The sequence below is a fragment of the Serratia sp. TSA_130.1 genome, from assembly GCF_052691795.1.
In genome coordinates this window covers 347,894-361,533 of sequence record NZ_JBQZFS010000004.1, presented here as the reverse complement: position 1 = coordinate 361,533, position 13,640 = coordinate 347,894, and the positions used below count along the sequence as shown (strand labels likewise).

At 62.0% G+C, this 13,640-nt stretch carries 13 protein-coding genes; 4 read left to right on the top strand and 9 right to left on the bottom strand.

Features of this window, described 5'->3' with window-relative positions:
• The first annotated feature begins 307 nt into the window (after positions 1-307).
• Positions 308-1,015 carry a hypothetical protein gene (locus ACUTQY_RS17355; protein ID WP_046686944.1) on the top strand — a complete coding sequence of 236 codons (708 nt, stop codon included), beginning with the start codon at positions 308-310 and terminating at the stop codon, positions 1,013-1,015.
• Positions 1,016-1,118: 103 nt separating this feature from the next.
• Here ACUTQY_RS17355 and ACUTQY_RS17350 read toward each other — a convergent pair whose 3' ends face one another.
• Positions 1,119-2,513, bottom strand: coding sequence for an MFS transporter (locus tag ACUTQY_RS17350; protein WP_033642854.1), 1,395 nt, complete (start codon positions 2,511-2,513; stop codon positions 1,119-1,121).
• A gap of 230 nt (positions 2,514-2,743) precedes the next feature.
• Here ACUTQY_RS17350 and kdgR point away from each other — a divergent pair, with 230 nt between their 5' ends.
• Positions 2,744-3,535 carry a DNA-binding transcriptional regulator KdgR gene (kdgR, locus tag ACUTQY_RS17345; protein WP_046686945.1) on the top strand — a complete coding sequence of 264 codons (792 nt, stop codon included), beginning with the start codon at positions 2,744-2,746 and terminating at the stop codon, positions 3,533-3,535.
• A gap of 45 nt (positions 3,536-3,580) precedes the next feature.
• Here the strand turns inward: kdgR and ACUTQY_RS17340 are convergent, their stop codons facing one another.
• The 5 genes from ACUTQY_RS17340 to phnR all read right to left on the bottom strand — a co-directional run bounded on the left by ACUTQY_RS17340 (position 3,581) and on the right by phnR (position 8,289).
• Positions 3,581-4,384 carry an ABC transporter permease gene (locus tag ACUTQY_RS17340; RefSeq protein WP_033642856.1) on the bottom strand — a complete coding sequence of 268 codons (804 nt, stop codon included), beginning with the start codon at positions 4,382-4,384 and terminating at the stop codon, positions 3,581-3,583.
• 2 nt (positions 4,385-4,386) lie between these two features.
• Complete coding sequence (gene phnU, locus ACUTQY_RS17335) at positions 4,387-5,250, bottom strand: 2-aminoethylphosphonate ABC transporter permease subunit (RefSeq protein WP_033642857.1); 864 nt, start codon at positions 5,248-5,250, stop codon at positions 4,387-4,389.
• Position 5,251: 1 nt separating this feature from the next.
• Positions 5,252-6,376, bottom strand: coding sequence for a 2-aminoethylphosphonate ABC transport system ATP-binding subunit PhnT (gene phnT / locus ACUTQY_RS17330; RefSeq protein WP_046688468.1), 1,125 nt, complete (start codon positions 6,374-6,376; stop codon positions 5,252-5,254).
• A gap of 8 nt (positions 6,377-6,384) precedes the next feature.
• The gene (locus ACUTQY_RS17325) at positions 6,385-7,395 is read right to left on the bottom strand and encodes a 2-aminoethylphosphonate ABC transporter substrate-binding protein (RefSeq protein WP_033640527.1); all 1,011 of its coding nucleotides are present in this window, start codon (positions 7,393-7,395) and stop codon (positions 6,385-6,387) included.
• 174 nt (positions 7,396-7,569) lie between these two features.
• Positions 7,570-8,289: a phosphonate utilization transcriptional regulator PhnR gene (gene phnR, locus ACUTQY_RS17320; protein WP_033642859.1), complete on the bottom strand. Its 720-nt coding sequence runs from the start codon at positions 8,287-8,289 to the stop codon at positions 7,570-7,572.
• A gap of 154 nt (positions 8,290-8,443) precedes the next feature.
• Between phnR and phnW the strand changes: the two genes are divergently transcribed.
• Together phnW and phnX are read left to right on the top strand one after the other, a co-directional pair.
• Positions 8,444-9,547, top strand: coding sequence for a 2-aminoethylphosphonate--pyruvate transaminase (phnW, locus tag ACUTQY_RS17315; RefSeq protein ID WP_033640525.1), 1,104 nt, complete (start codon positions 8,444-8,446; stop codon positions 9,545-9,547).
• A gap of 9 nt (positions 9,548-9,556) precedes the next feature.
• On the top strand, positions 9,557-10,366 hold the full coding sequence (gene phnX / locus ACUTQY_RS17310) for a phosphonoacetaldehyde hydrolase (RefSeq protein WP_033640524.1): 810 nt from the start codon (positions 9,557-9,559) through the stop codon (positions 10,364-10,366).
• Positions 10,367-10,429: 63 nt separating this feature from the next.
• Here the strand turns inward: phnX and ACUTQY_RS17305 are convergent, their stop codons facing one another.
• The 3 genes from ACUTQY_RS17305 to hxpB form a co-directional block, all read right to left on the bottom strand.
• Positions 10,430-11,821, bottom strand: coding sequence for an L-cystine transporter (locus tag ACUTQY_RS17305; RefSeq protein ID WP_016927986.1), 1,392 nt, complete (start codon positions 11,819-11,821; stop codon positions 10,430-10,432).
• 181 nt (positions 11,822-12,002) lie between these two features.
• Entirely contained in the window at positions 12,003-12,551 is a 549-nt protein-coding gene (locus ACUTQY_RS17300; RefSeq protein ID WP_033642861.1) for a metal-dependent hydrolase, read from the bottom strand.
• A 421-nt stretch (positions 12,552-12,972) separates the two neighbouring features.
• Complete coding sequence (gene hxpB / locus ACUTQY_RS17295; RefSeq protein WP_033642862.1) at positions 12,973-13,638, bottom strand: hexitol phosphatase HxpB; 666 nt, start codon at positions 13,636-13,638, stop codon at positions 12,973-12,975.
• Positions 13,639-13,640: the final 2 nt, after the last annotated feature.

Sequence of the window (13,640 nt, the reverse complement as noted above, 5' to 3'; positions counted from 1 at the left end):
CGGGGTTTTTTTTATGGCATGCCTGAACCGCTTTTTCAGCGGCGGCGACGGATTCAACAATGAAATTCGGCAATGAATGGGGTGAGCGCTTCACCAAAGTTTGCGGGCGTAAATGCCGTGCAGCAGCGCCCGAAGTCGCTGAAGCCCACCTGCAAACCGCGTCTTTCGGCCTCTCAGCCTGGGCTGGCGCGGTGCCAGATCACCCGGTGAGAGGGCAAGCCGCATCGGGCCCGGTCACGACCGCCTGTTTGGCTTTGGAAGCGCATGTTATATGCTTTGGCACAATGACATTTGTCCCTGAGGCCCTATGAAAATCAACCACCTTCCCTTACTCAACGGTGATGAGGTGTCGGCGCGCCTGGCCGCATTGGCTGGCGGTGTCGCCGATGCGGTTGCGGAATTGTTGAACCGGCATGATGACGATGATGAGCCACCGGTTATTCGCTGGCATTCAGGCGATCTGCGCCAGCCGGCGTTTTTCCCCGACGAGCACGACGGCCACGATTACGATTACCTGATCGTGGACGGCGATGTGATCGTGGAGGGATGCCTGGCGGTGTCACCGCAGCGAGAGGACGGCGGCATTGTCGTGCTGGGGCGGCTGCAGGCGGATACGCTGATTTGCTGGGGCGGGCTGGTCGTGCGTGACGATGTCCGCATACGCCATGCCTATTGCAGCTCAGGAAACGACGGCGCGTTCGTGGTGGGGGGAGACCTGACCGCGCTCACCCTGGTAGAAACGGGGGAGTTTATCCATGTTCATGGCGATCTCGACGCGCGATGTCTCGCTTCGTTGCAGAACTTCGTTCAGGTTGACGGAGAGACGCGCTGCGACTGCCGCATCGACAGCGCGCAGTCCGAAGATCTGATAAAGCGCATGTTCGCCCCCGGCCTGCTCAAGGCCTTCGAGGGGATGGATAACGACGGCCAACGCCTTGTTGGCTGGTATCCGGATGACGACGCCTATTTAGCCTGTTTACGACAAGGCCGCAGCCCGTTGAGGCGCGGCGACTGACGCCTGGCCTGCCATGCTCCCGGCACCGCACCCGACGCGGCCCGGCCGCCAGTGCTGGTCCCGTCGGTTTTACAATCGATGGGGCTCGGCTCTTTTATGTGCGCTATTTCACCTCGCGGCTGGGCTGCGCCGTTTGCGTCGTCGGTTGAGTGATGCGCAGGCTGCTGACGGCCGCCGCCAGGGTGGCGAACACCCCAGCCAGGATCAGTGAAGCGTGGGTGCCGGAGGCCGGGAACAGGTTGAACATCAGCGCCACCAGGGCGGCTCCCGAGGTTTGTCCCAGCAGACGGGCAGTGCCCAGCATGCCGCTGGCGCCGCCGCTGCGGTTGCGCGGTGCGGCGGAGATGATGGTGTGGTTGTTGGGCGACTGGAACAGGCCGAAACCGGCGCCGCACAGCACCATGCGCCAGATGATGTCCATATTCGACGGCGCCGCGGGCAGCAGCGCCAGCGAGAACAGCCCGAGCGCGAACACCGCCAGCCCGATGCAGCCCAGCAGGCCGGCATGCACGCGTTCCACCAACCGGCCGGCGATCGGGGCCATCACCACGATCGCCAGCGGCCACGGCGTCAGCAGCAGCCCGGTCGCCACCTCGTCGCGGCCCAATGCGCTTTGCAAGAAGAACGGCAGCGACACCATCGCCAGCATTTGCGCGGCAAACGAGCAGATTGAGGTGCCCATCGACAGGGCGAAGATCGGAATGCGCAGCAGATCGACCGGCAGCAACGGAAATTCCTGGCGCAGCTGGCGGCGCACGAACAGCGCGCCAATCGCCAGCAGCGCGGCGATCTCGCTGAAGATCAGCGTCAGGCTCTGGCCCTGGGCGAAGCCGCTGATGGCGGTGATCAGCAGGCCGAAGGTCAGCGCGTTCAGCACGGCGCTGGTGGGATCGAAACGGCGGTTATCGCTTTTTTGGCCGTTGGCCGGCAGGAATTTCATCCCCAGCAGCAGCGCGACGATGCCGATCGGCAGGTTGATGGCGAACAGCCATTGCCAGGACGCGACCGACAGGATAGCGGCCGCCACCGTCGGCCCGGCCGCCGAGGAGCAGGCGACGATCAGCGAGTTGATGCCCATGCCGCGGCCGAGAAAACGCTGCGGGTAGATGATGCGGATCAGCGCGGTGTTGACGCTCATGATGGCGGCGGCGCCAAAGCCCTGCAGCACGCGGGCGATGGTCAGGGTGAGCAGCGAGTCGGACAGGGCGCAGAACAGTGAGGTGATGCTGAACACCAGCAATCCAGCCTGATAGATGCGGCGATAGCCGACCAGATCGCCGAGCGACGCCAGCGACAGCAAAGAGACGGTGATCGCCAGTTGATAGGCGTTAACCACCCAGATGGAACTGGCCGGACTGGCGTTGAGATCGCGCGCGATGGTGGGCAGCGCCACGTTGGCTATCGCGCCGTCGAGCACGGATACGGTAATGCCGAGGGCGATGGCGAGGATCGCCCCATAGCGTTGCGGGACGGGGAGGCCGTCGGAACAAGGACGCATGCAGGTCTCAGCGGTATTTATTCAGGAGAGTATTATCATGCTAATCATATTCGCCTGCGATTGCATGCCCCTTGTCCGCTTAATTGTAAACGGCGGTGAGCGGCAGGCGGTTATTCATTTGGCTTCAATCGCTTAGCCTTCAGCTGCGTTGCGCGTCGCGATCTGTTCCGATTATACTGAAACCCTTGTTTAAATTTCCTGAAACAAAACCGTTAAGTAGGGTATTCGCCATGGCTAACGCAGATTCAGACAAGCAACCGGATGCCGTCTCATCCGTGATGAAAGTGTTCGGCATTTTGCAGGCGCTCGGCGATGAGCGCGAGATAGGCATTACCGAACTGTCCCAGCGGGTGATGATGTCTAAAAGCACCGTCTACCGGTTTCTGCAGACCATGAAAGCGCTGGGTTACGTTTCACAGGAGGGCGAGACGGAAAAGTATGCGCTGACGCTCAAGCTGTTCGAACTGGGCGCCAAATCGTTGCAGAACGTCGATCTGATCCGTAGCGCCGACGTGCAGATGCGCGAGCTGTCGAATCATACCCGTGAAACCATCCACCTCGGCGCCCTGGACGAGGATGGCATCGTCTACATCCATAAGATCGACGCGATGTACAACCTGCGCATGTATTCGCGCATCGGCCGCCGCAACCCGCTGCACAGCACCGCCATCGGCAAGGTGCTGCTGGCCTGGCGCGAGCGGGATGAGGTGGCGCAGATCCTGTCGCAGATTGAATTTACCCGCAGCACCGAGCATACCCTGACCAGCGCCGCCGAACTGTTGCCGGTGCTGGATCGGGTGCGTGCGCAGGGATACGGCGAAGATGCCGAAGAGCAAGATGCGGGGATCCGCTGCATCGCGGTACCGGTTTTTGACAGGTTCGGGGTGGCGATCGCCGGGCTGAGCATCTCTTTCCCGACGCTGCGCTTTTCCGAAGCGGCGCGGGAGGAGTATGTGGCGTTGCTGCACGTCGCCGCCCGACGCATTTCCGAACAGCAGGGCTATCACGACTACCCGTTCTGACCTGCGTTTCGATGAGCAAGGCGCCGCCATGACGGCGCCTTGCTGTTATTTTGCGCCGGGCGTCAGCCGCTGAGAAATCCGCTCCAGCACCAACATCAGCAACAGCGTGGCCGCCACCAGGATCATGGTCAGCGTTGCGCCATTGGCGATGCTGCCGCGATCGGTCAGGCTGAAGATCGTGACTGGCAGCGTCGCCCAGCTCGGCGGGTAGATCATCATGGTCGCGCCCAGCTCCCCCATCGACAGCGACAGGCTGAGCGCGAAGGCGGAGATCATGTAGGGGGCGATCATCGGCAGGGTGACGTGGCGCAGGCGAAACAGCGGCGAAGCGCCCAGGCTGGCGGCGACGTTCTCGTAGTCGTCAGGCAGCCGGGTCAGCCCGGCCATGACGTTGCCGAAGGTAAAGGCGGAAATCAGCACGAAGTGGGCGGCGGGCACGATCAGGAAGGTGCCGTTCATCTGCAGCGGCCCCTGGCTGAACGCCACCAGCATCCCCAAACCGATAGAGACCGAAGGCACCGCGCTGGGAATGAAAAACAGCGTGCCCAGCAGCCGTCGGCCGCGTTCAGGCACGTGGCGCAGCGCCAACGCCGCCCAGGTGCCGCACAACAACGCGAACAGGCTGGCGCTGAAACCGATAGCCAGACTGGCGATCAGTGCGTCCCAGGAGGCGCCGCTGAACGCCTGGCGGAAGTGGTTGAGGGTGAAACCGCTCGGCAGCACGCCGTTCCACTGCTCACTGAGGCTGGACATCAGGATCACCGCCAGCGGCAGGCAGAAGAACAGGGCGAACAGCGTGATCGTCAACGTGCAGGTCAGGGTGCGTCCGGTGCGGGACCAAATCAACATTGTCAGTTCCTCAGCCCGGCGCGCGCCGCGGCGTAGCGGTAAAGGGAGAACAGCCCGAGCGATAGCGCGATATTCACGACGGCGATCGTGCAGGCGACGGCGTAATCCGACTCCAGAATCGCTTTGGAGTAGACCATCATCGGCAGCGTGGTGACGCCCTTGGCGCCGATAAACAGCACGATGCCGAACTCATTGGTGGTCAACAGCAAACACAGGCTGCCGCCGGCCAGCAAGGCCGGCAGCGCGGCGGGCAAAATCACCTGGCGCACCACGCGCCCCGGCCGGGCGCCGAGGATGCTGGCGGCCTCGAGCTGGCTGCGGTCGATCTGCGACAGCGCCGCCATCAGCGGGCGCATCACCAGCGGGGTAAACACGGTGATTTCCGCCAGGATCACCCCCCAAATGGAGTAAAGAAAATCCACCGGCGGCAGGGTGAAACCAAAGGTCGCCATCAGCGTGCCGTTCAGCAGGCCGGCGGAACCGTAGATGAACGTGAAGGCCAGCGTGATGAGGAAGGTCGGCATGGCGATAAAGGTATCGATCACCCGGGCGATCAGACGGCTGCCGGGGAACGGCGTGAACACCAGCAGCAGCGACAGCAGGGTGCCGAGCACCAGGCAGCCCAGCGTCGCCAGCAGCGCGATCTGCAGCGTGTTGAGAAGGGCGCCGACAAAGCGGCGTGATTCGAACGCCTGCTGCAGCGCAGCGGCGCTGAACAGCCCTTGTTCGTCGGTAAACGCCTGTTTGACGATCAACGCCAGCGGGTAGAAAAACAGCGTCGCCAGCGCCAGCAGCGGCAACAGGATCCACAGGCGGCGCGGCAAACGCAGCCGCTGGGCCGGGCGAGTAAGCGTAGAGTCGGTCATGTCAGTCCTCGATCAGTACCGCATCGTCGGGGGCGAAATAGAGCGGCACGCGCTCGCCGATCTGCGGCATCCGGCTGCGATGGGTGGTGACCACGCGCAGCGAATGGCCTTGTACCTCGAACTGCAGGTGCGTCAGCTCCCCCTGCCAATGAATATCGCGCAGCGTGCCGATGAGGCAGTTGCTGCGCTGGGCGTCGGCATCAAGCGCAATATGCTGCGGCCGGATGCACAGCAGCTTGTCGAAGCCGCGTTGTGCGCCGTAGGTGAAACAACCGATCACTTTGCCGGCGCAGCTGACGGTGGTCATGCCTTGCTGCGCGGTAGTCTCAAGGGCGGTGGCCGGCAGCAGATTGGCGCGGCCGAGAAACTCGGCGGCGAAGCGGTTCGTCGGATGGTGGTACAACGCGCGGGTTTCACCGTGGGCGATCAGGTGGCCGTCGCGCATGATGCCGATCTTGTCCGCCAGCGTCAGCGCTTCCCCCTGATCGTGGGTGACGTACAGGATGGTCAGATCCGGCAGCTCGCGGTGCAGGCGGGCGATCTCTTCCACCATGCTGTGACGGATTTGCGCGTCCAGCGCCGACAGCGGCTCATCCAGCAGCAAGACTTTGGGGCGCACCGCAATGGCGCGAGCGATCGCCACCCTCTGCTGTTGGCCGCCGGAAAGCTGGCTGGGATAGCGCTTGGCGTAGGCGGACATGCCGACGATGGCCAACGCTTCTTCGACGCGCTCGGCGGTCAGGCCGCGCGGCTTGCCTTGCGCGCGCAGGCCGAACGCCACATTGTCCTCGACGCGCATATGCGGAAACAGCGCGTAGTTCTGTACCACCATGCCCAGGCCGCGCTCATAGGGCGGCACGTCGGTGACATCGATGTCACCGATGGCGATGCGTCCGGCGGAGGGCTGCACGAATCCGGCGATCGCCCGCAGCACGGTGGTTTTGCCCGAGCCGGAGGGGCCGATCAGCGCCAGCACTTCGCCGGGGGCGATGGTGAGCGTGAGGGGTTTCAGCACCTCGGTGCCGCGATACGACACGCTGACGCGGTTGAGCTGAATGCCCGACGGCCCGGCGATGTCGAGGCTGCTATCCCGCGCCTCGGCGCGGGAAGAGAGGGTAGAAGGCATCGTCAGCGTCATTCGGTCACCTGGCGCCAGCGGGAGATATCGGCGGACAGGCTGCTCACCACCTGGTCCCAGTCCGGCGCCCAGATGTCCACGCCTTTCAGCGCCGCCTGCGACTGCCTGAAGTTATCGTCGGTCGGGGTGACGTCCTTGCGCACCGGCATACCGTAGGAAATGGCGCTGACGCTGCTCTGCGCTTCTTTGCTCAGCAGGAAGTCGATCAGTTTTTTGCCGTTGGCGCTTTGCGGCGCGCCTTGCACCAGGCCGATGTAGTAAGGCAGCACCAGCGTGCTGCGTTTGCCGTCCGGCCCGGCTGGCCAGAACACCTTCACGTTCGGGTTGCTGCGCATCTGCGCCAGATTCATCTGCAGATCGCCGTTGGCCACCAGCAACTCGCCTTTATTGACCAGCGCGGTCAGCTTGCCGGTGGAGGCCGAAGGGCCGACGTTGTTGTTTTGCAGCTTGCCGAGGTAGTCGAAACCGGCATCTTTGCTGCCGAAGCTGTGAAACGCCTGCAGCATCACCGCGGTGCCGTCACCCGCCTGACCCGGCGTGGAGTACTGCAGCTTATTGCGGAATTGCGCGTCCAGCAGTTGTTGATAGCTGGCGGGCGCCTGCGGCAGCAGTTTGGCGTTATAGATGAAGCTCAGGTAGTTATTCACCAGCGGCACGAACTGCGGCTGGGCGTCGGCGATCTGCGCCGCATCCTGCGGGGTGAAATCCTGCAGCAGTTTTTCCGCGGCGGCGCGCTGGATGAACGGCGGCAGCGTCACCAGCACGTCGGCCTGCGGGTTGCTGCGCTCCTTCGACAGGCGTTCCACGATGGCGCCGGAGCCGCCTTCGACGTACTGCACCTTGACGCCGGTCGCCTTGGTGAAGGCGTCGAACTGGGTTTGATACCAGCTGTGATCGCCGTCGTGCAGACCATCGGCGGAGTAGACGGTCACCACCGCGTCGGCGGCCCAGGCCGGCGCGGCGCCGAGTGCGATGGCGGTCATCACGACCAGACGAGAGAATTTCATAGCTTCAGCCTCACTGTGCGGGTTTATGCGAAACTGGTATACACCAGATATGCGGCCAAGCTAATCGGCAAATATGACAAACAAATGAAAGCGGCAAAATATAGTTGCCGGAGACGGGGATTAGGCGTGGGAGAGAAAGGCGGAGCGGCAGGCGCAGCCCCGGCATGCAGGGGGTTAAAGCGTATCGACTTCGATGCGCAGGCTGTCGTGGCGCCAGTATTCGATATCGAAATCGAGAATGCGGCCGTGCTGATCGTAATTCAACCGGCGCAGCAGCAACGCGGGCAGGCCGACCATGGCGCCGAGCGCGTTGGCGGCGCGATAAGGCAGGGCGGTCGGGTAGAACGACAGGTGCATGTTGCTGTAAATCAAATCGTAATGCTGTTGATAAACCTCGGTCAGGCTGCCGTTGAGATCGTGACTGAGCAGTGCCGGCACCCGCTGCGGCAGGCAGTGGTTCTCGCAATAGCAGATGGCGCGGCCGTCGGCATACCGCACGCGGCGCAGCAGATACACCTGATCGAACGGTTCGAGCGCCAGCGGCTGCATCACGTCGAGCGGCACCGTGGTTTTTTCGCCGGACAGCAGTGCGGTGCGCGGCGTGCGCCCTTGCTCCTGACAGAGACGGTGGAAGTTGGTGTTCTGCGTCGGATCCAGCCACAGCCGTTCCGGCGTGACGAACCAGCCGCGGCGATCGGCGCGGTAGATGGCGCCGGTGGCTTCCAATTGCGCCAGGCTTTCGCGAATGGTGACGCGGGTGGTGGAGAAGATGGCGCACAGCTCGCGCTCCGAAGGCAGCTTATCGCCGGCCTGTAGCGCGCCGCGGGTGATGCGCGCCTGAAGCTGATCCTTGATCTGCAGGTAGTGAGGCATATCGCCCTGATGTTCTTTCATTTCGTCTCGCTATGGCATCGGCCCGACATTCCGGCACGCGCTTATTATACATAGCCAGATGAATTTTTTGTTTCACCGCGCTTTGTCGTTTGACCGAGGCAGGAATTTGCCGCCACAATGCGCACAATCTGGTATAGACCAATAGGTGAATAACATGTCCGATCGTAACTACCTGCTGTTGACCCCCGGCCCGTTGACCACGTCGAAAACGGTGAAAGAGGCGATGCTGTATGACAGCTGCACCTGGGATGAAGATTACAACCTCGGCGTGGTGCAGCGCATTCGCCAACGGTTGGTGGCGCTGGCGACGCCGTCCGCCGGTTATACCTCGGTGCTGCTGCAAGGCAGCGGCAGCTTCGCGGTAGAGGGCGTGCTGGGCACGGTCATCGGCCCGCAGGACAAGCTGCTGATCGTCAATAACGGCGCCTACGGGGCGCGGATGATCGAAATGGCGCGGCTGATGGATATCGACCACCACGCTTTCGACTGCGGTGAGGTGAATGAACCGGATGTGACGGCGATGGAGGCGGTGCTGAAAAGCGATGCGCGCATCAGCCATATCGCCATGGTGCACTGTGAAACCACCACCGGCATGCTCAACCCGCTGCAGAAGGTTGCCGGTCTGGCGGCGCGCAACGGCAAGACCTTTATCGTCGACGCCATGAGCAGCTTCGGCGGCATTCCGTTGGATGTGGACGCGCTGGGCATCGATTTTCTGATCAGCTCCGCCAACAAATGCATTCAAGGCGTGCCGGGCTTCGCTTTTGTCATCGCCCGCCGCAGCGAGCTGGAGAAATGCGCCGGCCGCTCACGCTCGCTGTCGCTGGATCTGTATGCCCAGTGGCGTTGTATGGAGGATCAGGCCGGCAAATGGCGCTTTACGTCGCCGACCCACACCGTGCTGGCCTTCGCGCAGGCGCTGAAAGAGCTGGAACAAGAGGGCGGCATTGCCGCGCGCCACCACCGCTATCAGACTAATCAGCGTCGGCTGGTGGCGGGCATGCGCGAGCTGGGCTTTGAAACCCTGCTGGACGATGCGTTGCATTCGCCGATCATCACCGCGTTCTATTCGCCGAAGGCCGACACTTACCGCTTCGCCGAGTTTTATCAGCGCCTGAAGCAGCAAGGTTTCGTGATTTATCCCGGCAAAGTGTCGCAGAGCGACTGCTTCCGCATCGGCAACATCGGGGAAATTTATCCGCAGGATATCGAACGTTTGCTGGCGGCCGTCGGGCAGGCGATGTACTGGAATCAATAAGGATTGACCATGAAACAGATCAACGCAGTGATCCTCGACTGGGCCGGCACCACGGTGGACTTTGGCTCCTTTGCGCCGACGCAGATTTTCGTCGAGGCGTTCAAACACACCTTCGATATCGATATTAGCCTGGCGGAAGCGCGCATTCCGATGGGCCTCGGCAAATGGCAGCACATCGAGGCGCTGGGCAAACTGCCGGCGGTCGACGCGCGTTGGCGACAGAAGCTGGGCCGCTCGATGAGCCATCAAGACATCGACGCGCTGTATCAGGCGTTTATGCCGCTGCAAATCGCCAAAGTGATCGACTTCGCCGATCCCATTGAGGGCGTGCCGCAGGTGATTGCCGGGCTGCGCGAACAGGGCATTAAAATCGGCTCCTGCTCCGGTTATCCGCGCGCGGTGATGGAGGTGCTGGCGCCGGCCGCCGCGCAGCGCGGTTACGCGCCGGATTACTGGGTCGCCACTGACGATCTCGCGGCCGGCGGGCGGCCGGGGCCGTGGATGGCGTTGCAGAACGTCATCGTGCTGGGCATCGATGCGGTGGCGCACTGCGTGAAGGTGGATGACGCGGTGCCGGGCATTGCCGAAGGGCTGAACGCCGGGATGTGGAGCGTCGGGCTGGCGCTGTCCGGCAACGAGTTCGGCGCTACCTGGTCGGAGTACCGTCAAATGGCGGCGGGGGAAATAGCGCAGCGCCGCACGGCGGCCGCCGATAAGCTGTACGCGGCGGGCGCGCATTATGTGATAGACACGCTGGCGCAATTACCGGATGTGATCGCCGATATCAACCGGCGGCTGGCGAACGGCGAGCGGCCGTAACGACCGAAAGCGGGGCATAAAAAAACCGGGGATAATCCCCGGTTTTTTTGTTCTGAGACGGCGTTAGCGGTGAGCCAGTTCGACTTCGTCTTCGCTGTCCATCACGGCTTTGTCGGTTTGCTTCATCAGCTGGCTGGTGATGGTGCCTGCCGCCATCGAGCCGTTGACATTCAGCGCGGTGCGGCCCATGTCGATCAACGGTTCGACCGAGATCAGCAGCGCGACCAGCGTCACCGGCAGGCCCATCGCCGGCAGCACGATCAGCGCGGCGAAGGTGGCGCCGCCGCCCACGCCCGCCACACCGGCGGAGCTGATGGTGACGATGCCGACCAGGGTGGCGATCCACACCGGATCCAGCGGGTTGATGCCGACGGTCGGCGCAACCATCACCGCCAGCATCGCCGGGTAGAGGCCCGCACAGCCATTCTGGCCAATGGTGGCGCCGAACGACGCCGAGAAGCTGGCGATGGATTCCGGCACGCCCAGACGACGGGTCTGCGCTTCCACGTTCAATGGAATGCTGGCGGCGCTGGAGCGGCTGGTGAAGGCGAAGGTGATCACCGGCCACACCTTGCGGAAGAACTTCATCGGGTTCACGCCGGTGAAGGCCAGCAGGATGGCATGTACCACGAACATGATGGCCAGGCCGATGTAGGAGGCCACCACGAAGCTGCCGAGCTTGACGATGTCGTGAATGTTGGAACCGGCGACCACTTTGGTCATCAGCGCCAGCACGCCATACGGCGTCAGCTTCATGACCAGACGCACCAGCTTCATCACCCAGGCCTGCAGGGTGTCGATAGCCACCAACACGCGCTCGCCTTTCGGCTTGTCGTCTTTCAGCAGCTGCAGCGACGCCACGCCGAGGAAGGTGGCGAAAATCACCACGCTGATGATCGACGTCGGGCTGGCGCCGGTCAGATCGGCGAACGGGTTTTTCGGGATGAACGACAGCACCATCTGCGGCACGGTCAGGTCGGCCAGTTTGCCCACGTAGTTGGTCTGGATCGCCGTCAGGCGCGCGCTTTCCTGCGCGCCCTGCACCAGGCCTTCGGCGGTCAGGCCGAACAGGTTGGTGACCAGCACGCCCACCAGCGCGGAGATCAGCGTGGTGAACAGCAGCGTGCCGATAGTCAGTACGCTGATTTTGCCCAGAGAAGAGGCGTTATGCAGCTTGGCCACCGCGCTCAGGATCGAGGCGAACACCAGCGGCATGACGATCATTTGCAGCAGCTGCACATAGCCGTTGCCGACGATGTTGAACCAGCTGATGGATTCTTTCAGTACCGGGTTGTCGGAGCCGTACACCAGCTGCAGGCCCAGACCGAACACCACGCCGACCACCAGGCCGACCAGCACTTTTTTCGCCAGGCTCCATTGCTTGTGGCGGGTTTGCGCCAGCAGCAAAAGGAGCGCGACAAACACCAGCACGTTAATCACGAGCGGAAGATTCATCCCCAATGTCTCCAATAATCTTTCTTATAAAAACGACAACGCATCACGTATGTCGCGATGTAAATATCGTAACAGTTTGCCGAGTGGCCCACTTATATCCAAATGGAATTTGATATAGCTTTTTGTGTGTTTTTGTTCGTTTTATATACTTCAAGGTGATGGGTTAAGCGTTTTTTTGTGATCAGAGTCTGATATTTCTGATTTGCTCGACATAGGATTGCACCGGCAGGGTGAAATCACCTTGCCAGCAGATGGCAAACGCCACCAGGCACAGACACAGCACCCGCTCCAGCTGGTTGCCTTTTTGCGAGTTGAGCAGCGGCAGGCGAAAACGCCAGCGGCATGGCCACAGCAGCGGTACGCCGGCGGGCGTGAGCATGTCGGCCAGCAGATGGCTGAAGTAACCGATGATCATGGCGTGCAGCGCGTCGGCCGGGATCGGCCAACTGCGCGGCACATCAAGCTGAAACAGCGCCATGCCGCCGGCGATCGCCAGCAGGCTGTGGGTGAAACCGCGGTGGCCGAAGGCGCGGGCGATGGGAATGGCGATCCAGCGCAGACGCTGGCCCAGCACCGACTTGGGGTGATCTATGTCCGGCAGCAGTGAGGTCAGCAGCGCGGCGGGTATGATGTGCCACCAGTCGCCGGTAGCCAGCTCTGGCGTCACTTCCGCCTTCTTGGCGAAGATCGCGCAAGCGACAGAGAATATAAGGTGTCCTTCCGCAGTCATGCTGTTGCGATTCCGACTGGTAAACTGTTAATTTATCCAGTATATGGGAAAATTCCCAGTAGTGGAAGCAGTTACCCTGTAACCAATTGTTTATTTTCCCCTGTTTTACAACGGCTTGTTACGGCAATGGGTAACAAAGCATCGATTTTGACGCGCGAGAACAAAAAGCGGGCGATGGGGGGCGTATGGCGGTGAGAAAAAAGACGGTTGCTCGGCGTGTGGCGGGAGGAAGCGGCGGCCTTGAACCGCGCTGCGTGGCAGTGACAACGCGCCGCGGGCCGTCGCTTTCCCTGCCATGCAGCATAATGAGAACGTCATGCCAATTCAATAAAATGAAACGGTGTTTCGTTTATTTTGCGGTGCGGATCCCTTTTATGACGCAGAGCGGCAAACCCAGGGCGCCGATGGCCGGCGCCGCAGGTCAGGCAAAGTGGGCGGGGGTGAGCTGTTCCAGGGTGTCCAGCTTGTGGTCCGCCAGCGTCCAGCGCGGATCGTGACGGTATTCGGCTGCCGGGATCACGATGGAACGCATGCGTGCGGCCTTGGTGGCGATCATGCCGTTAAACGAGTCTTCCAGCGTGATGCAGCGCAGCGGATCGCTGCCCAGGCGTTCGGCGGCGATCAGGTAGACCTCCGGGTGCGGCTTGCTGTACGGCAGGTATTCGGCGGAAACCAGCTGATCGAAGTAATCCTCAAGCTCGAACATCTTCAGCACCTGCCGTTGCATGTGCAGCGGCGAGGCGGAGGCGAGACCGATGTTCAGCCCCTGGCTGCGACACAGCTCCAGCGCCTGCTGAACGCCCGGCAGCAGCGGACGCGTCTCGTGCACCAGCTCGATGGCGCGCTCGATAATCCGCGCCGACACCTCATCAAGCGAAACCCCTTGCCACGGCATCGCCTGATACCACATTTTCACCACCAGATCGATGCGCAGCCCCAGCGTGTCCGGCAGCTTGTGACGGTCGGACAGATCCAAACCCAGCGCGCCGAAGATATCCAACTCAGCCTGCAGCCACAGCGGTTCCGAGTCGATCAACAAGCCGTCCATATCAAAAATTGCGGTTTCAATGCGTTGCGAATAAGCCATTA